The following is a 19,236-nucleotide window of genomic DNA, read 5'->3' on the forward strand; positions in this document are numbered from 1 at the left end:
AGATTTGTCAACTATTAATTTAACGCCGCGCCAGATTGTAGAGAAGCTAGATCAATATATTATTGGGCAAACAGGTGCGAAGAAATCGGTCGCTGTTGCGCTTAGAAATCGTTATCGCCGCTCGCTGATGTCAGATGAGATACGAGATGAAGTCATTCCTAAAAATATTCTGATGATTGGTCCAACTGGTGTCGGAAAAACAGAAATTGCGCGTCGTATTGCTAAAATCGTTCGTGCACCATTTTCCAAAGTCGAAGCAACGAAATTCACGGAAGTTGGATATGTTGGACGTGATGTAGAGTCGATGGTTCGTGATCTTGTGGAGGTTTCCGTTCGACTCGTGAAAGAGGAAAAGATGCAACTTGTTCGTGTGAAAGCGGAAGAAAATGCGGAGAAACGATTGGTAAAGTTGCTTGCTCCGTCTAAGAAAAAACAAAAACAGTCATCACAGAATCCGTTAGAGATGCTTTTTGGTGGTGGGAATCAGCAGCAAGAAGAAGAGGTGGAGCCTGAGGACGAAACTGTGCGCTCTAAACGTAGTCAAATCGAATGGAAGCTAAAAAGCGGCGACCTTGATAATGATTATGTGACTGTTGAGGTGAAGGAGCAACAAAACCCTATGGCAGATATGTTCCGGGGGACTGGAATGGATCAAATGAGTGGTATACAGGACGCTTTTTCAGGTCTGTTCCCATCAAAAATGAAAAAACGCAAAGTGACTGTAAAAGAAGCACGTAAAATTATTTTTGAGGATGAAGCATCCAAGCTGATTGATCAAGAGGAAGTGTCCTCAGAAGCCATCCTACGTGCAGAGCAAATGGGTATTATTTTCATCGATGAAATAGATAAGATTGCAAGCGGTGGCCAAGGTGGTGGCAATGCACAAGTGTCACGTGAAGGTGTGCAACGAGATATTTTGCCGATTGTAGAGGGCTCGCAAATCACGACCAAATATGGTACGGTGAACACGGAGTATATCCTCTTTATTGCTGCAGGAGCATTCCACATGTCGAAGCCGTCTGATTTAATACCAGAATTACAGGGACGCTTTCCAATCAGGATTGAATTAGATAAATTATCCCAAGAGGATTTCGTAAAAATTTTAACGGAACCAGATAATGCGCTAATTAAGCAATATAAAGCATTACTGAAAACAGAAGATATTGAACTTATTTTTACAAAGGAAGCTGTGGAGAGGTTGGCTGAAATCGCCTTTCATGTCAATCAGGAAACAGATAATATCGGTGCTAGACGGCTGCATACTATTCTAGAAAAACTACTAGAGGACTTGCTTTTTGAAGCGCCAGAGATTACACTAGAAACTGTCACGGTAACGGAAAGTTATGTGAACGACAAATTAGCTACTATTATGATGGATAAAGATTTAACGCAATTTATCTTATAAAAATTTTAGGAGGACTAATAATGAACTTATTAGCAAAAACACGAAAAATTAATGCAATGCTACAAAATGCAGCAGGTAAAACGGTTAACTTCAAAGAAATGGCGGATACATTAGCCGAGGTAATTGAAGCTAATACGTATGTCGTAAGCCGTAAAGGGAAGCTTCTTGGTTATTCCGAAGTTTTGCCAATTGAAAATGCACGTATGAAGCAAATGCTAGTAGAGCGCCAATTTCCAGAAGAATACACGAACAGTCTTTTCAATGTGAATGAAACTTCTTCTAACTTAGAAGTTTCTAGTCAATATACTGCTTTTCCAATTGAGAACAGTGATCTCTTCGTAAAAGGCTTAACAACGATTGTTCCTATTGTTGGTGGTGGAGAACGCCTTGGCACATTGATTCTTTCTCGTTTGGAGAATGATTTCACAGATGACGACTTGTTGCTTGCTGAGTATGGAGGAACAGTTGTTGGTATGGAAATTTTACACGAAAAAGCAGAAGAAATTGAAGAAGAAGCTCGTAGTCGTGCGGTTGTTCAAATGGCAATTAGCTCACTTTCTTATAGTGAATTAGAAGCAATTGAGCATATCTTTGATGAATTAAATGGTAAAGAAGGACTTCTTGTTGCATCTAAAATTGCTGATCGCGTGGGGATTACACGTTCTGTTATCGTTAATGCGCTTCGTAAATTAGAAAGTGCAGGCGTTATCGATTCTCGTTCTCTAGGTATGAAAGGTACGTTTATTCGTGTCTTAAATGATAAATTCTTAGTAGAATTGGAAAAATTAAAAAATCATTGATTAAAGTAATACATTCGAAAAACTTCCGCGATTATTATAATTGTGGAAGTTTTTTTGTCGTGGTAGAATGAGTATTGTGAAGTGAGGAGGGAATTGTATGAAGTATCATGAGTCGACAATTGTTGTCAGATATGCAGAAACGGATCAGATGGGTATCGTCTATCATGCGAATTATTTGGTTTGGATGGAGATTGGTCGCACAGATTTTCTGGAAAGCATTGGACTGCGCTATTTTGACATGGAGCAAGAAGGTTACATCTCACCTGTTCTGGACGTGCATATTTCGTATAAACAGGCAATGAAATATGGGCAAAAAGCGGTAGTGAAGACGTGGATTAACTCTTATGATGGTTTTCGAATCGTGTATGGCTATGAAATTAGGCAAGAAGGCAGCGAGGAAATACATATTTCAGGTGAAACAGAACATATTGCTGTGCGCAAATCTGATTTTAAGCCAGTGAGTACAAGACGAGCTTTTCCTTCATGGCATGAGGCTTATTTAAAAGCAATGAAATTGTAATGGTAGGTGGGAATAATGGCTTTTGGAGTGAAGCGTGCAGAGCTTGAAGCGTGGAAAAAAAGAGCGGATAGTGGCGAAATAGCCTTTTTGACACATTATTGGTTAGATGAGCGCTTTCCTGATTCAAAAACAGTAACAAAGGTTGCTTGTGCAGATTTAGTAAAACTCGAGGCATGGGGGGCGGCATACGGGCTTAAACCGGAATGGATTGATAGGCGCCACGGGGTCTATCCTCATTATGATTTATTTGGAGATATACAAAGAACAGCATTAAAAAAAGAGGGCAGATGGGACCAAATAGAGCGGTTTCATTTGAATGGTGATGAATGATGTTAAGATTAGAAAATGATGCAATATTAGTAGAGTTAAAAGAAGACGGTGCGGAATTAACAAGAATATTTGATAAGAACTCACAAAAAGACTTCTTATGGCATGCAGATGGTGCTTTTTGGGCGAGACATTCCCCTGTGCTTTTTCCAACAGTAGGCCGGTTAGTGGAGGATACGTATTTAGTTGATGGCAAGCCGTTTCGTTTAGGGCAGCATGGATTTGCACGTGATCGTTTATTTCATGTTACGCAACAAGAAGAGCAGTCGATTACATTACGTCTTGAGTCGGATGCGGATTCACTTGCGATTTATCCATTCCAATTCGCTTTAGAGATTTCTTATCGTATTGAGGGCGGGACAATCCATGTTGGCTATCATGTAGAAAATTTGGATGATAAGACGATGTATTTCTCAATCGGCGCGCATCCGGCTTTTAATGTGCCATTTGTACCAGGTGAGGTGTTTGAGGATTATTATCTGGAATTCGGCGCAGAGGAGAAACTGGAAACCTTGACGCTTGCAGGTCCGTATTTATCAGGAGAGAAGAAGAAAATTGTGGACGGAAAAAAAGTAGCGCTGAACTATGAGTTGTTTGGAAATGATGCATTGATTTTTGAGGGATTGACGAAAAATGAGGTGACAATTCGTTCACGGAAAAATCGCCATTTTGTGAAGGTTGCATTCCCAGGTTTTAAATATGTTGGCATTTGGACCCCTAAGCCTGGTACACCATTCTTATGTATCGAGCCATGGTTTGGTATTGCGGATGCAGCAGGCGAGTCTGTGGAATTAAAAGATAAACGAGGAATAGAAGCATTGGATATTGGTGCTGATTTCTCAAGTGAATATACGATTACAATTGGATAATATAAAAAGTAGAAGTTGGTGCGCCCAACTTCTACTTTTTATATTACATCCAGCTTATTTTTGGTTCTTCGCCTTTTTTGATGCGTTTTATATTGGGTATATGGCGGTAAATAATGAAAATGGCGATGGCAGCTATAATACCAACTAGAATCCAGTCTTGGAAGAAGAGCGAGATAATTAGGGCACTTCCAGCAGCTATCATCGAGCTAAGAGAGACATACTTGCTGATTTTTAGAGATAGGACAAAGATAACCAACGCCGCTAAAAACAACCAAGGTGCATAGGCTAGCACGACTCCTGCTGATGTTGCGACGGCCTTCCCACCTTTGAATTTTGCGAAAAGAGGAAAGCTGTGACCGATAATTGCGAAAACCCCTGTTAATAACCAAAAATGATGATTGATATCTAGTTGGAAAAAGAATGGTAATAGTGTAGCGACAGTCCCTTTTAAAATATCCATCAATGTCACAATGATGCCGGGCTTAACACCGAGAACGCGAAAAGAATTCGTTGCACCTAAATTACCGCTTCCAAAATTGCGTATATCTTTTTTATAGAAAATTTTTCCGATCCATAAGCCTGATGGAATCGAGCCAAGAATATAGGCGATGAGACAAATTAAAATGATCATTTCCATTAGTTGAGAAACTCCTTTATTTCGAACTAGGTATCTTTCGTCATTATAGCACAAAAAAGGAACACGGAATACCGTAATTGCTTATTTATTTCATGGACTTTTTTGATAAACTGGCGTAAAATAAAAAATTGGGTAGCTTTTATTTTTGGTTTGAATAATTAGAAAATAACACAAAAAGGAGTGGTTTTGTATATGAAAATGGGTATTGCAGGCTTGCAATGGATGATTTTCATGATAGCCGCCGGTATTGTTGCACCGATTGCAATTGCCGATTTGTATCAATTAAGTCCAGTAGAGACGGCAGGTTTTATGCAACGAACGATCTTTGTTTTGGGGGCTGCGGGTTTGTTACAGGGTTTGCTTGGACATCGCTTGCCAATTCATGAAGGACCAGCGGGTTTATGGTGGAGTGTGTTCACGATTTATGCCGGATTTATTGGGGTTTTATACACGTCAAATATTGATGCCTTGCAAGCTCTATCAGGTGGATTGCTCGTAAGCGGTGCATTCTTTATTATTTTGGCTGTAACTGGGTTTATTGGGGTTTTGGCCAAATTATTTACACCAACTGTGACATTTGTCTATTTGATGTTACTCGTGCTACAACTGAGTGGTTCTTTTATACAAGGGATGTTTGGAATTTCAGCAGACCATCTGCTAATGGATCCTTGGATGGCGTTGCTAAGTATGATTGTTGTTATCGCAGCCTATGCTTTTGGGCGTTCGAAAATGATGTGGCTTCGTCAGTATTCGGTGATTTTCAGCTTAATTCTTGGTTGGGGGTTGTTTTTAATAGCTGGAAAAGCACCAAGCATTGGAGAGGCGCATTCTTGGTTCAGCTTGCCGGAGCTTTTTGTATTTGGAATGCCAACGTTTGATTCTGGTGTGATTACAACTGCTATTTTTATTACCTTGTTATTAATTACAAATTTAGTTGCATCAGTGCGTTTAATGGAGGGGATTGTAGCTGGGAATAGACCAAGCGATCCTAAAAAATATAAACGTGGTGGCTTGATATCAGGTGTTAATCAGTTATTAGGTGGCGGTTTTTCAGCAATTGGCCCCGTTCCAATTTCAGGAGCAGCTGGATTTGTTACACAAACAGGGCAGAAATCAATTAAACCATTTTTGCTAGGTTGCTTGCTTGTCATTGGAATTACCTTATTCCCACCAGTTATGAATATTATGAGCGCATTGCCGGCGCCGGTTGGCTACGCTGTTACATTTGTAATTTTTTCTAATATGGTAGTTATGGCTTTGAAGGAACTAAAAAAAAATCACAGTTGGAGAGGAAAATGCTTATCTTGTTATTGGAATATCAATGATGGTTGGTGTGGGTGTGATGTTCTTGTCTCCTTCTGCTACAAAAGGATTGCCAGCAGCAGTCATCGCTGTTCTAAATAACGGACTTATTGTTGGAAGTGTTTTTGCTATGTTTTTAGAGCAGTTTTTCTTGTTTCGAGAAAAAGCGGATAGATAGAAAAATAATTCACCGTTATCGCTTGCTATTTCGGCCTCTAATCCGATATGATGGACGTATAGGAGGGGATTTAGATGGCAATTTTGAATCCTGAAAGAAGCGATATCCATCAGATTTTAAAGCGAGCAAAGCGGATTGCAGTGGTTGGACTTAGCGATAATCCAGAGCGTACATCCTATCAGATATCAGAACGGATGCAGCAAGAAGGCTACACGATTATTCCTGTAAACCCTCATGTAGATGAAGTACTTGGCGAGAAAGCCATGGCAAGCCTAGCTGAAATTGAAGGCCATATTGATATCGTGGACATTTTCCGAAGATCCGAATACCTACCCGAGTTAGCCAAGGCGTTCGACAAAATTGATGCTGATGTCTTTTGGACCCAATCTGGTATATCAAGCGAAGATGTTTATGATTTCTTGAAAGAAAGAGGCCATACAGTTATTATGGATCGTTGTATTATGGTTGAGTATTTGCTTTCTAACAAAGGATAGTGTTAGACTATACAAATAGCTTGTAAAGAAAGCCTCTATTAAAAGGGGCTTTTGGCTTGCAAAAAATTACATAAAGTTGCTTAACCAATCAATCCTAATTGACTATAAACCCGCGTGGATTTCATAAAAGAAATCACATGTAGCCTAGAAATACTTAGTTCCTTAGTCGCAAGAAAGGTGAGATGGGTTTATTATTTGGATGTTAAGTGCTATTCTGTTAAAGTAGTTGTTGCCAACATATGTTTGGATAACAGATTAAAATGGGTAAACAGCAAGGTATATAAGCAAAATTGGAAGGAGAAAAATAAAATGAGTCGTTCAAAAAATGAGTATAATGATGATTCGATTCAGGTGCTAGAAGGACTTGAGGCAGTACGTAAACGCCCAGCGATGTATATCGGTTCGACAGATACGCGCGGATTGCATCACTTAGTCTATGAAATCGTGGATAATTCCGTGGATGAAGCATTGGCTGGATATGGTCATAAAATAAAAGTTGTTTTACACGCAGATGATAGTGTTAGCGTTTCAGATGAGGGACGTGGTATGCCTGTGGGAATGCATAAAACAGGAAAGCCGACTGTCGAAGTTATTTTAACGGTGCTTCATGCTGGTGGTAAATTTGGTCAGGGTGGTTATAAAACGAGCGGAGGCTTGCACGGTGTAGGATCTTCGGTCGTGAATGCCTTGTCAGAATCGCTCAAAGTAACTATTTACCGTGATGGTTTTACGTATGAAATGGATTTTGTAAATGGTGGAAAGCCAGTCGGAACACTGCGTAAGCTGGGTAAAACGAATAAAAGAGGGACAACGATACGTTTTAAACCAGATAAAGCGATTTTCCCAGTGACTTCTTATAATTATGAGACATTATCGGAACGTCTGCGTGAATCAGCATTCCTATTGAAGGGGATGGAGATTGAGCTTATAGATGAGCGTGTCGGAATGGAAGAGAAATTCCATTTTGAAGATGGTGTGAAGAATTTTGTGGAATATATTAATGAAGGTAAAGATGTGCTACACCCTGTTGTATCTTTTGAAGGAGATAACAATACGATTGAAATTGCGACGGCTTTTCAATTCAATGACGGGTATGCAGAGAATATTTTGAGCTTTGTTAATAATGTACGTACGCGTGGGGCTGGTGCACATGAGGCTGGAATGAAGGCCGCGATGACGCGTGTGTTCAATGAATATGCTCGTCGCGTCGGCATTTTAAAGGAAAAAGAGAAGAATTTAGAGGGCAGCGATATCCGTGAAGGGCTCTCAGCGGTGCTTTCTGTTCGGATTCCAGAGAATTTGTTGCAATTTGAAGGACAAACGAAAGAAAAACTCGGAACGCAAGAAGCTAGACCTGCAGTTGATGCTGTTGTAGCAGAGCATCTAGGCTATTATTTGGCGGAAAATCCAGAAGTGAGCGCTTTGCTCGTTAAGAAGGCTGTGAAGGCGCGTGAAGCACGTGAGGCAGCTCGAAAAGCGCGTGAAGAGACTCGGAATGGAAAAAAAAACGCAAGCGCTCAGAAACATCACTTTCTGGTAAATTAACACCGGCACAATCGCGTAACCCGCAAAAAAATGAGTTATACCTTGTCGAAGGAGACTCGGCGGGTGGCTCAGCTAAGCAAGGTCGTGATCGCCGCTTTCAAGCTATATTGCCATTGCGAGGTAAAGTTATAAATACCGAAAAAGCAAAATTAGTGGATATTATGAAAAATGAAGAGATTAGTACGATAATCCATACAGTTGGCGCTGGTGTTGGTGCTGATTTTGAAGTGGAAGATTGTAATTATGATAAGGTCGTGATTATGACTGATGCAGATACGGATGGCGCGCATATTCAAGTATTGCTCCTAACATTTTTTTTACCGCTACATGCGCCCGCTAGTGGAAGCCGGCAAAGTATATATTGCATTACCACCGCTCTATAAAGTAAGTAAGGGTGTTGGAAAAAAAGAAGTGATGGCTTACGCGTGGACAGATGAGGAGCTTGATTTAGCCATCAAAAAAAATTGGCAAAGGCTACATTATCCAGCGTTACAAAGGTTTAGGTGAGATGAATGCTGATCAATTGTGGGATACGACAATGAATCCTGATTCGCGAACGCTGATTCGCGTACGGATTGATGATATCGCTCGGGCTGAACGACGTGTGGCGACATTAATGGGGGATAAAGTAGAACCAAGACGGCATTGGATTGAAAAAAACGTGGAATTCTCGCTAGAAGAAGATCAAAGCATTTTAGAGAATGAAAACATGATTATTGAGGAGGCAGGCGAGTGAGTACTCCAGATGAAAAAATTCAAGACTTAGCCTTGGAAGAAGTTTTAGGGGATCGGTTTGGTCGCTATAGTAAGTATATTATTCAGGAACGTGCATTACCAGATGCGCGCGATGGTTTGAAGCCTGTGCAGCGTCGGATTTTATTTGCGATGCATGTGGAAGGTAATACCGCCGAAAAAGGATTCCGTAAGTCTGCGAAGACAGTCGGAAATGTAATTGGTAACTACCATCCACATGGTGATTCGTCTGTGTATGAAGCGATGGTACGGATGAGCCAAGATTGGAAAGTTCGGAATACCTTGATTGAGATGCATGGAAATAATGGTAGTGTCGATGGTGATCCACCGGCTGCGATGCGTTATACAGAAGCTCGAATTTCCAAAATTTCATCGGAGTTATTGCGTGATTTGGATAAGGAAACTGTTGATTTTGTATCAAACTTTGATGATACGGCAAGCGAGCCGACTGTTTTACCTAGCCGTTTTCCGAATTTATTAGTCAATGGTTCGACAGGGATTTCAGCTGGTTACGCGACCGATATTCCTCCTCATAATTTGACAGAAGTAATCGAAGGGGTTATCAAGCGTCTCGATAAGCCCGATTGCACGACGATGGATATTATGAAATTGATAAAAGGTCCAGATTTTCCAACAGGTGGTATTATTCAAGGCATTGATGGGATTCGTAAAGCGTATGAAACCGGAAAAGGGCGCGTGGTTGTGCGCTCAAAGACGGCAATTGAGGATATGCGTGGTGGGCGTCAGCAAATTGTAATTACCGAGATTCCGTATGAAATTAACAAAGCAAATCTTGTAAAACGGATGGATGATTTACGAATTGATAAGAAGATTGAGGGTATTTCAGAAGTGCGTGATGAAACAGATCGCTCAGGACTCCGTATTGTGATTGAGTTGAAGAAAGATGCGAATGCAGATGGTGTGCTGAATTACCTTTTCAAAAATACAGATTTGCAAATTTCCTATAATTTTAATATGGTTGCGATATTTAATAAGCGCCCGCAATTAATGGGGATTATTTCGATGTTGGATGCGTATATTGCTCATCAAAAAGAGGTTATTACGAAACGCTCGGAATTCGATATTAGACGTGCCAAGGCCCGCCAACACATTATTGATGGCTTAATGAAGGCCTTATCAATTTTGGATGAAGTGATTCAAATGATTCGTGCTTCTAAAGATAAACGTGATGCCAAATTGAATTTGCAAACTACCTATGATTTTAGTGAGAAGCAGGCAGAGGCAATCGTTTCTTTGCAGCTATATCGTTTAACGAATACAGATATTACGCAATTGCAGCAAGAAGCAGAAGAGCTAGCAAAACAAATTTCAGCTCTAGAAGCGATTCTAGGCGACGAAAAAAACTTAATCGCATGCTTAAAAGCAGAATTGAACGAGATTAAGAAAAAATATAAAACACCGCGATTGACTGTTGTTGAAAACGAAATTTCTGAGATAAAAATTGATACTGAGGTTCTAGTGGCAAGCGAAGATGTTGTTGTTTCGGTGACGAAAGAAGGCTATGTAAAACGTACGGCAATGCGTTCTTATACCGCTTCTAATGGAGAAGATTTATCGATGAAAGAAACAGATCATGCTATCTTTATTCAGACGATGAATACAATGGATTCGCTATTACTTTTCACGAATAAGGGAAATTATATTTATCGTCCAGTGCATGAGTTGCCGGATATCAAATGGAAGAGCTTGGGCGAGCATGTTAGCCATCTCGTTTCAGATACGTCTGGGGATGAAGAAGTAGTTGCAGCAATTGCGATGAAAGAATTCCTGGAAACCGATTATTTCTTGTTCGTAACGAAGCATGGGATGATAAAAGCGTCCGCGGTACTGAACTACAAGCCACAGCGCTACTCGAAAACATTGATGGCGATGAATTTGAAAGGCGATGACAGTTTGATTTCGGTAGAAACGGTTATTGGGAATGAAGATGTATTTTTGGCGAGTTATAATGGGTATGGTTTACGCTATTCTATTAGTGAAGTGCCATTATCTGGCGCTAGGACAGCCGGTGTGAAAGCAATGAACCTAAAAGACGGGGACTTTATTGCTGGAGCTAACGTCATTGCCCCTAGCGAGAAACGTGACCTTGTCTTGTTAACACAGCGAGGTTCGGCTAAACGAATGAGATTAGCTGAGTTTGAACCAATTTCTAGAGCAAAAAGAGGCTTATTAATGCTACGTGAGCTGAAAAATAGCCCGCACCGTTTTATTAGTTTAGATTTAGCTAATGATAGTGATATTATTCATGTCGCGACAAATAAAGACGTTGTGGTTGACCTGAATGTTTCTAATTTACGTGTAACCGATCGTTATTCCAATGGTTCTTTCATCATGGATGAGCAGTTGGAAGGTGTACCAGTAGAAACTTGGCTCGCACTTGCACCGATTACTGAAGGTGCGGTAGAATAATTTATTATATAGATTCCTAGGTAGGCAAGATTGAAGCGCTAGCCTAGGGATTTTTTAGAAGGGATGGATTATAGTGACTGAAAAAATGAATGTAGAGAGTTTTAACTTGGATCATACCTTAGTGAAGGCGCCTTACGTGCGTCTTGCCGGGCAAAAAAAGGGGGAGCATGGTGATGAAATTTATAAATATGATATTCGCTTTATGCAACCGAACAAGGAGCATATGGAAATGCCGGCACTTCACTCGTTGGAGCACTTAATGGCAGAACTGTCGCGAAATCATTCGGATAAAATTGTAGATATTAGTCCGATGGGTTGTCAGACTGGCTTTTATTTGTCGGTTATCAATCATGATGACTATGAAGACGTACTTGCTATTTTAGAAAAAACATTGGTGGATGTGTTAGATGCTAACGAGGTTCCGGCTTGTAACGAAGTGCAATGCGGCTGGGCTGCTAGTCATAGTTTAGAAGGTGCTAAAGAACTAGCTAAAAACTTCTTGGATAAAAAGAAAGAATGGCCTCATGTTTTTGGAGAATAGCTTGTAAAATCATTTACACGCAAGTGAGAATGTGTTAAATTGTATATATATGCACGATGATGAAGGTCCCTTTGATGTGGCCTTTTTTAATAGCAATTTGAAAGCGGAAACACTTGCATATATCAAGCAGTTTGTGGAAAGGAAGATAATGATGGATAACATGTCATTTATGCATCAAAATGAAATGGACATGAAATTACGCAAATTTAATGATGCGATTGATTATAAATTTGGTAAATACTTAAAAGGGCGTGTACATGTTGAAAAAGAGCTATGGATTATTGCATCAATTAAGAATTTAATTGATTACGGGTATTTAAAAATAGAGGAGTAATGGTGTTAGAAAGGAATATTATATATGGAGTTAGAACGTATTTGTCGATTGTTGAGGCAACGTGGAAAGCAAATTATCGTGAAGGGTAATAGCATTGAGACGTTTCATGAGCGCGATGAGGAGAGGATTACTACCGATTAGAACGCGAGAGGGAGCAGTGGCATTATTTTTATGTGCGTAGTAAGTACGAAAACGTTGTGGAAAGAGAACATTTAGCGAGTTATACCGATGAGCGTGAAGGTGCAAGAATATTTTATTTATGGACAATGCGTCGCCATTACCGGCAAAAATACATATGGAAAATTCACGAGTATTTGCGTAATACAAAATATGACATTAGTCCAGATGTTGCCACTGTGGAACGAGCTTTAGCGATTTTATCAAAATTACATATACCGAGGCATTTATATAGTCTAGAAAATGAACAAAAACCAGATTCAATCAATCTTGAAACCGATTTTGATTATGGTCGAAGTTTCTATATTGATTTAACAGGTAAGCATCACCGTGAAACGTTGGTTCGGCCGAAGAGCATTGCTGTTAGTCTTGCTTTCGACAGAGTATTGATGTTGTATTTATTCTATCAAGAGCAAGATGCATTGTTTCAAGCTAATGAGATAAAGGTGCTGTTTAATGAGCAAGAACGCCTTGTTTTTCTATAAATAAGTAAAGAATCCATCGAATCCGCTGTGAATAAAGGATTCGATGGATTTATCAATGTACCATTTTATTCGTCAATAAACCAACATAGGCAGATACACCTTTTTTTTGTTAGATGAACACCATCGCGACCGAAGTACTCCGGATGATCGATAGCAAGGCTGTACCAGTCAACGCGAGTAACATTATCGTATTCGGCATCGATTTTTTCAATCGATTCATTGACCTCGGATTCCCATTGGCGTGGTACGCGGGTGTTTACAAGGTAGATGCTTGCTTGATCGAACATCTGCACGAGTTCCTCCATTTTTTTGAGAGCAAAAGGACCATTTGTACCAAGTTCCAGAATCACTGCGCTTCCTTTGGCATTATATTTCTGATACTGAGTAGCGGTGTTTAGTGCATCAGCCATTTGGCGTCCCACCAAACCATCAATCGCGATATTTGGAACCGATTCTTCCAGGACGGGTTGAATATCAATCATAAGTGAGTCACCAATCGCCAATGTTTGTTCATATTTGATTTGATCAGGTGTGACAGGTGCTTTTGCAGCATTCTTTTTTTGTGTTTGTGTCGATGGTTTTTTAGGTGTAGCTGGAGGTGTGGGCGTTTCTTTTTGTGGTGTTTTTACCTCGGTAACTGTTTTTACATGAGTTTTCTGTGTGCCTTCTGCGTTCGTTTTTACAGTGATTAAATTGCTCATACCAAGTGCGAAGAATCCGAGGATGAGAATGAGACTACTAATGAAGGCCCATTTGCCAACAGGATAGCCTCGCCAATGCAGTAATCCTTTAAAATGGAAGGATTTGATATACGCGATAAAGCCCTTTTTGCGAATTGGTGTTTCTACAAAGCGGTAAGATAGTTCTGCAATAATCAATGTTGCTACTACTTGAAGTGCCGCACGTACTATGTTTGGAGTCCCAACCTCGGTAATAGGTGTTGTAAGGGTAATAATCGGATAGTGCCACAAATAAATACCGTAGGAACGAGTGCCAACCCATCGCAATGGTTTAAAACTAAATAATTTACTTAGATAAGAGGCGGGGTGAGCAATTGTTGCAATCATGACAACTGCATTAATGGCGATTAAAAACATGCCTCCACGGTACAAAAAGGAATCGTATTCGTTTACTGTTGCGATACAAAACAAAAAGATGGCAACACTAGCTGTTCCTGCAAAATTAACAGCGACTTTTGCAGATGTTGGTATGTGTGGTGACAAGCGTGTGAATGGCCATACGAAAGCAAGTGCTCCACCAAGCAGTAAACCAAAAGCTCGTGTATCTGTTCCGTAATAAACACGACTTGGATCACCATCTGGGGAATAGAGAACTGCCATTAAAATAGCGGAAAGAATCGCTGCAATCACGATGATACGTAAAATAATCGTTGGTTTTTTGATGAACTTTAAAGCGCCGTATAAAAAAGACGGGCCAAATAATATAGAACTGCTCTTCAATAGCTAAAGACCATAAATTTTTGATGGGAGATGCTGTTCCGAATGAATCAAAATAAGATACGTTGTGAAAAATGAACCACCAGTTGCTCAAGTAAAGGAAGGAGGCGGTAGCATCCCCTCGTAATGTTGCAAGAAGTGGTCGATTAAAAATAACAGCAAATACAACGACAATAACAATCATTAAGTATACAGCCGGGATAAGGCGCCTGAAACGACCTATCCAAAATTGTTTCAAATCAATACGTTCATTTTTTTCCCATTGTGATAGTAAAATGTTGGTGATTAAATAGCCTGATAAAACAAAAAAGATGTCAACTCCTAAAAAACCACCAGAAGCCCATCCGAAACTGAGGTGATAGGCAATGACAGCGATAACTGCCAGTGCTCGAAGTCCATCGATACTAGGTACATATTTTCTTTTATATCGAGCGGATCTCTCCATATAATCTCTCCTAACCGCAAATACATAAGGAAAGAAAGTTTCCTAATTTTAATTGCTCATAATAAGTAGTAGGAATAAAAGGTTGCTACTGAAACGATGTTGCTTATATCCACTCATTCTCTACTTGACCTATCATAACACATGTTCTTGGTGCTGTAATTCGATAGGCGACAAAAAAACAGGAATTTAATAAATTTGAGACAATGGTCTTATTTATGTATAATAAAAAGAACAATATGTCACAGAAATGAGGTAAGAAATTTGACGGAAATATTTGCCCATAGAGGTAGTAAGGGAACACATCCTGAGAATACGATACCAGCTTTTCTTGCTGCGGTTAAAGCTGGTGCAGATGGTATTGAGCTTGATGTACAGTTAACGAAAGATGGCGTTCCAGTTGTGATTCATGATGAAACGGTAAATCGAACAACGAATGGCTCCGGATTAGTAAAGGATTTTACGCTACGAGAGCTACAAAAATTGGATGCGCATCAAGGTTATAAAAAGCGATTTCGGGCATTGTTTAAGAAAACGAAAGTACCTACTTTAGAAGAGGTCTTGGTTGTGCTGGGGCGTTATCCATTAATTTTAAACGTTGAGTTGAAGACGGATACATATGATTACGCGGGAATTGAAGAGAAAGTGCTAGAACTTTGTAGGAAAAGAGCAGGGCGGCTTACTTTTTTATTTTGTTCATTTAATTTAGAAACGTTAACGCGCTTACGAGAGCTGGATGCCACAATTAAGCTTTCTGCAATTACGAAGCTGGATGTAGAAGATGCATTAGCACAGTTTGCTAGCTTGCAGTTAGATAGCATTAATCCACCGTACTCTATTCGTAATCAAGAAGTACTTGGAAATGTTGCTACGCGTTGTTGGACTGCGAATAAGGTTAGTCAGATGGAGACACTTTTTGATGAAAATGTTCGAGGTTTTATGACTGATTTTCCAGAAAAGGCTGTAGAATTGAGAGGAAAGCGAAACAAATAGCTTTACATTTTAGGAACGACTGTACTATAATTGGAGACAAGTTAATATTAATCATTGTCTGAGATATGGAGAGACTACAAATAGCGAGCGCAATCGCTTGTTTTGTAGTCTCTCTTTTTTTTTGTAGCGTTTTAAATCTGCTGAAAAGTGGAAAATAGATGGTGATAGATAGACTTCAATCAGGTCCTAGAGGGGGAAAAAAGATGGTACAATTATTTTCAGCTTTTGACAGAGAAACAATTCAAACGAAGATGGCGGAGGAAGCATTTGATTTAGTTATTGTAGGAGGCGGAATTACGGGTGCGGGAATTGCGCTAGACGCCGTTTCACGTGGCATGAGTGTAGCACTAATAGAAATGCAAGACTTTGCTGCTGGAACTTCAAGTAGGTCGACAAAACTTGTCCATGGTGGCTTGCGTTATTTGCAGCAATTTGAGATAAAAGAGGTTGCTGACTTAGGAAAAGAACGTGCAATTGTGTATGAAAACGGACCACATGTGACAACGCCAGAATGGATGATGTTACCTTTTCATAAAGGTGGTAACATGGGAAAATTGAGCGCTTCATTTGGAATTCGCCTTTACGATTATTTAGCAGGAGTGAAAAAAGATGAACGTCGTAAAATTTTATCAGCCAAAGAAACACTCGCTAAAAATCCCTTTGTGAAGAAAGAAGGTTTGAAAGGTTCTGGTTACTATGTGGAATACCGCACGGATGACGCACGTTTAACGATTGAGGTTATGAAAAAAGCGGTAGAGCTTGGTGCAAAGGTGATTAACTATACGCAAGCTGAGAGTTTTTTATATGATGCGAAAAAGCAGGTTAGCGGTGTTGTAGCACGTGATTGTATTACAGGTAAAGTCTTTGATATTAAAGGGCATCGAGTGATTAATGCAGCAGGCCCTTGGGTTGATAAGGTGCGCAAAATGGATTATACAGTGAATAATAAACATCTTCGCCTAACGAAAGGTATTCATCTTGTCATCGATAAAAAGAAATTCCCGATGGAACAAGCAGTTTATTTTGATACCCCTGATGGTCGTATGGTTTTTGCGATTCCTCGTGACAAAAAGGTATATGTTGGTACTACAGATACGGTGTATGATGAAATGGTTATCAATCCAAAAGCGAATGAAGAGGATCATAAATATGTAATTAAGGCGATTAATTATATGTTTCCAGATGTTCATATTAGTGAAAATGATATTGAGTCAAGCTGGGCTGGTGTGCGTCCGTTAATTTATGAAGAAGGGAAGGACCCATCTGAAATTTCACGTAAGGACGAAGTGTGGTTCTCTGAAAGTGGCTTGATTACAATGGCTGGTGGGAAATTGACAGGTTACCGCAAAATGGCTGAGAAGTTATTAGATGAAGTTTCCAAAGCACTCTCGAAAGAAACTGAAAAAAAAATTCAAATCTGTGCAGACGCATCATTTACCAATTTCGGGTGGGGATGTTGGCGGCTCGAAAAATATTGATGCTTTCATTGAGAAGAAAGCTAAAGAAGGGAATAATCGGTTTGGCTGGTCATTAGAAGAAGGCCGAGAGTTAGCAAAACGTTACGGTTCCAATATTGATTTGGTGTTTACTTACGCGCAGGAACATAAGGAGAAAGGAATGCTAGCATTACCGAATAGTTTGTATGCGCAACTTCATTATGCTATTTATCATGAAGCGGTTATTCATCCGGTTGATTTCTTGTTACGTCGCACGGGGTATTTATTATTTGATATGCCGTACTTGCTAGAGTGGAAAGATGAAGTCATAGCAGATATGGATTATCTATTCCAGTGGGATGCCCAGACAAAAGAGCAATTGGTTAAGGAATTACAAACACAAATTGACGATGCACGTGAACCAGCAGATTGGCATTAATTTTATTAAGCTGAACCTCTTGAGGTAGTTTTCAGGAGGTTTTTTGTTATGTTTGAATCTAAAATGACTGTTTATATAGGAAAGCTGTTTAAAAAGTAGTAAAATGATGAAGTAATTTATTATACATAGCATTGCAACCAAAAGTCGATGCTTATTGAAGGAGATGTTTACATGCCAACTGTTGTGACGTTTATAAATGAACATGCAGAGGAAGTTGTGAATTATTGGATCAGCACCTATTATGTGAATTCTGATGAATACCAATTAAGGAGACATGATCCTAGTTACATGGAAGCGCATCGGCATGAAACAATTGCGCTCTTGAAGCAAGCTCTAATGAACGAAAGTAGTATCGCTCCTAATGCCAAAAATATGGGTGAGGACAGGTTTGATATGCGAACGAGTTTCAAGGATGCTCTTACAAATCATATGAGTTTTTACAGGGCGATTAATGAGTTTCTAATTATCCATTACAAGAAGCGAACGCTCATTTGTACAGAAGAAGAGATTTTTGATATACTACTAAAATTCCGAGAATACGAAGCCACTTCATTAGGTGAACTTTTTGCTGGTTACACATCAAAAGAAGTTATTCGCTAAAGGGAATGAAAAAACATCGCTTGGTTATGCAGTTGATGTTCCTAAATAGTGACCGCTGAGACAGTTTGATGGTACAATGGAGATATGGAAGGGGAGATTTTTTTGAGCAAAATTCCCGTAATTGTGATTGTTGGCCCTACTGCGGTAGGGAAAACAGCGCTCGGCATTGACGTGGCGCAAAAATTTAAGGGCGAGATTATCAGCGGCGATTCCATGCAAGTTTATCGGGGGCTCGATATTGGCACGGCAAAAGTGACGAATGAGGAAATGGCTGGTATTCCGCATTATTTGATCGATATTCGTGAGCCTGCCGAGCCGTATGATGCGTCTGAATTTAAAAATGAAACACATAGATTAATACGCCAAATCTGGAAAGCGGGAAAGTTACCGTTTATTGTTGGTGGGACGGGGCTTTATATACAGTCGGTTCTCTACAATTATGCTTTTTCAGAAGTAGCTAGTGACGAAGCTTATCGTGATTCTTTAGCTGGGGAGTCAGGAGAGTCACTGTTGGAGGAACTTCGCAAAGTAGATCCCGAGAGTGCTATGAAATTACATGCAAACAACCCGCGACGCATTATCCGAGCATTAGAAGTAAACCATTTGTCGGGCAAAAAATTTTCTGAGTTGCAAAATCAAGAGCAACAAGCAAGTGAATTTAATCCACTGCTAATTGGCTTGGATAGGGAACGCGCGGAACTTTACGAACGAATAAATTTGCGGGTGGACATCATGATAAAACAAGGCTTATTGGAGGAAGCGCGTACTTTTTACGATTCGGGTGTGCGTGATGTACCGGCAGCTCGAGGGATTGGTTACAAAGAGCTGTTTACATATTTTGATGGAGATATGTCATTAGATGAGTCTGTAGAACTACTTAAGCGCAATTCTAGGCGTTTTGCTAAGCGACAATTGACCTGGTTTCGCAATCGTTTAGATGTCCAATGGTATAATGCGGACGAAGCGGGGCTAGAGAATAAAATCGTGCATGAGATTAAGCAGTTTCTAAAGGCGAATCGTGTGTTTTAATTCCTTATAAAAAGGGTATTTGAAATTAGCAGAGAAAAACATT

Annotated in this window: 16 protein-coding genes and 3 pseudogenes; 17 read left to right on the top strand and 2 right to left on the bottom strand. The window is 39.9% G+C overall.

The features are described from left to right. The first annotated feature begins 4 nt into the window (after positions 1 to 4). The 5 genes from hslU to PROCOU_RS02825 all read left to right on the top strand — a co-directional run bounded on the left by hslU (position 5) and on the right by PROCOU_RS02825 (position 3,921). A complete protein-coding gene (gene hslU / locus PROCOU_RS02805) occupies positions 5 to 1,405 on the top strand; it encodes an ATP-dependent protease ATPase subunit HslU (protein WP_036069507.1) in 1,401 nt (466 codons plus the stop codon). A 20-nt stretch (positions 1,406 to 1,425) separates the two neighbouring features. After that, positions 1,426 to 2,205, top strand: a complete 780-nt coding sequence (gene codY, locus PROCOU_RS02810; RefSeq protein ID WP_036069509.1) for a GTP-sensing pleiotropic transcriptional regulator CodY — start codon at positions 1,426 to 1,428, stop codon at positions 2,203 to 2,205. A gap of 97 nt (positions 2,206 to 2,302) precedes the next feature. Then, complete coding sequence (locus PROCOU_RS02815; RefSeq protein WP_036069510.1) at positions 2,303 to 2,725, top strand: acyl-CoA thioesterase; 423 nt, start codon at positions 2,303 to 2,305, stop codon at positions 2,723 to 2,725. A gap of 15 nt (positions 2,726 to 2,740) precedes the next feature. Further along, complete coding sequence (locus tag PROCOU_RS02820; RefSeq protein ID WP_036069511.1) at positions 2,741 to 3,055, top strand: hypothetical protein; 315 nt, start codon at positions 2,741 to 2,743, stop codon at positions 3,053 to 3,055. Next, positions 3,055 to 3,921 (top strand): aldose 1-epimerase family protein, encoded by an 867-nt coding sequence (locus PROCOU_RS02825; RefSeq protein ID WP_051994142.1) that lies wholly within the window; start codon positions 3,055 to 3,057, stop codon positions 3,919 to 3,921. The genes PROCOU_RS02820 and PROCOU_RS02825 overlap by 1 nt, the downstream gene beginning before the upstream one ends. 43 nt (positions 3,922 to 3,964) lie before the next feature. Here the strand turns inward: PROCOU_RS02825 and plsY are convergent, their stop codons facing one another. Then, complete coding sequence (plsY, locus tag PROCOU_RS02830; protein ID WP_036069513.1) at positions 3,965 to 4,558, bottom strand: glycerol-3-phosphate 1-O-acyltransferase PlsY; 594 nt, start codon at positions 4,556 to 4,558, stop codon at positions 3,965 to 3,967. Positions 4,559 to 4,750: 192 nt separating this feature from the next. Here plsY and PROCOU_RS02835 point away from each other — a divergent pair, with 192 nt between their 5' ends. The 8 genes and pseudogenes from PROCOU_RS02835 to PROCOU_RS02865 all read left to right on the top strand — a co-directional run bounded on the left by PROCOU_RS02835 (position 4,751) and on the right by PROCOU_RS02865 (position 12,797). Then, positions 4,751 to 5,962 carry a purine/pyrimidine permease gene (locus PROCOU_RS02835; protein ID WP_279625160.1) on the top strand — a complete coding sequence of 404 codons (1,212 nt, stop codon included), beginning with the start codon at positions 4,751 to 4,753 and terminating at the stop codon, positions 5,960 to 5,962. Next, the gene (locus PROCOU_RS18760) at positions 5,901 to 6,038 is read left to right on the top strand and encodes a hypothetical protein (protein ID WP_279625161.1); all 138 of its coding nucleotides are present in this window, start codon (positions 5,901 to 5,903) and stop codon (positions 6,036 to 6,038) included. The genes PROCOU_RS02835 and PROCOU_RS18760 overlap by 62 nt, the downstream gene beginning before the upstream one ends. Before the next feature lie 74 nt (positions 6,039 to 6,112). Continuing rightward, positions 6,113 to 6,532 (top strand): CoA-binding protein, encoded by a 420-nt coding sequence (locus PROCOU_RS02840; protein ID WP_036069515.1) that lies wholly within the window; start codon positions 6,113 to 6,115, stop codon positions 6,530 to 6,532. A gap of 309 nt (positions 6,533 to 6,841) precedes the next feature. Next, positions 6,842 to 8,813, top strand: a pseudogene (gene parE / locus PROCOU_RS02845) (DNA topoisomerase IV subunit B). Then, positions 8,810 to 11,260 (top strand): DNA topoisomerase IV subunit A, encoded by a 2,451-nt coding sequence (gene parC, locus PROCOU_RS02850; protein WP_036069516.1) that lies wholly within the window; start codon positions 8,810 to 8,812, stop codon positions 11,258 to 11,260. The pseudogene parE and the gene parC overlap by 4 nt, the downstream one beginning before the upstream one ends. A gap of 73 nt (positions 11,261 to 11,333) precedes the next feature. Further along, on the top strand, positions 11,334 to 11,801 hold the full coding sequence (locus PROCOU_RS02855) for an S-ribosylhomocysteine lyase (RefSeq protein ID WP_036069517.1): 468 nt from the start codon (positions 11,334 to 11,336) through the stop codon (positions 11,799 to 11,801). A gap of 76 nt (positions 11,802 to 11,877) precedes the next feature. Then, positions 11,878 to 12,135 carry a hypothetical protein gene (locus tag PROCOU_RS02860; protein ID WP_149023610.1) on the top strand — a complete coding sequence of 86 codons (258 nt, stop codon included), beginning with the start codon at positions 11,878 to 11,880 and terminating at the stop codon, positions 12,133 to 12,135. Between the two features lie 197 nt (positions 12,136 to 12,332). Next, positions 12,333 to 12,797, top strand: a complete 465-nt coding sequence (locus PROCOU_RS02865; protein ID WP_133620184.1) for a hypothetical protein — start codon at positions 12,333 to 12,335, stop codon at positions 12,795 to 12,797. 52 nt (positions 12,798 to 12,849) lie between these two features. Here the strand turns inward: PROCOU_RS02865 and PROCOU_RS02870 are convergent. Further along, positions 12,850 to 14,699 (bottom strand): annotated as a pseudogene (locus PROCOU_RS02870) (acyltransferase family protein). A 261-nt stretch (positions 14,700 to 14,960) separates the two neighbouring features. Here PROCOU_RS02870 and PROCOU_RS02875 point away from each other — a divergent pair. The 4 genes and pseudogenes from PROCOU_RS02875 (at position 14,961) to miaA (ending at position 19,193) form a co-directional block, all read left to right on the top strand. Further along, positions 14,961 to 15,689, top strand: coding sequence for a glycerophosphodiester phosphodiesterase (locus PROCOU_RS02875; RefSeq protein ID WP_036069520.1), 729 nt, complete (start codon positions 14,961 to 14,963; stop codon positions 15,687 to 15,689). A 203-nt stretch (positions 15,690 to 15,892) separates the two neighbouring features. Next, positions 15,893 to 17,564, top strand: a pseudogene (locus PROCOU_RS02880) (glycerol-3-phosphate dehydrogenase/oxidase). A gap of 171 nt (positions 17,565 to 17,735) precedes the next feature. After that, positions 17,736 to 18,164: a hypothetical protein gene (locus tag PROCOU_RS02885; protein ID WP_036069521.1), complete on the top strand. Its 429-nt coding sequence runs from the start codon at positions 17,736 to 17,738 to the stop codon at positions 18,162 to 18,164. 102 nt (positions 18,165 to 18,266) lie between these two features. Then, complete coding sequence (gene miaA / locus PROCOU_RS02890; RefSeq protein ID WP_036069651.1) at positions 18,267 to 19,193, top strand: tRNA (adenosine(37)-N6)-dimethylallyltransferase MiaA; 927 nt, start codon at positions 18,267 to 18,269, stop codon at positions 19,191 to 19,193. Positions 19,194 to 19,236 lie beyond the last annotated feature (43 nt).

The sequence above is a fragment of the Listeria rocourtiae FSL F6-920 genome (genome assembly GCF_000525975.1).
In the GTDB taxonomy this organism is placed as follows: Bacteria; Bacillota; Bacilli; order Lactobacillales; family Listeriaceae; genus Listeria_A; species Listeria_A rocourtiae.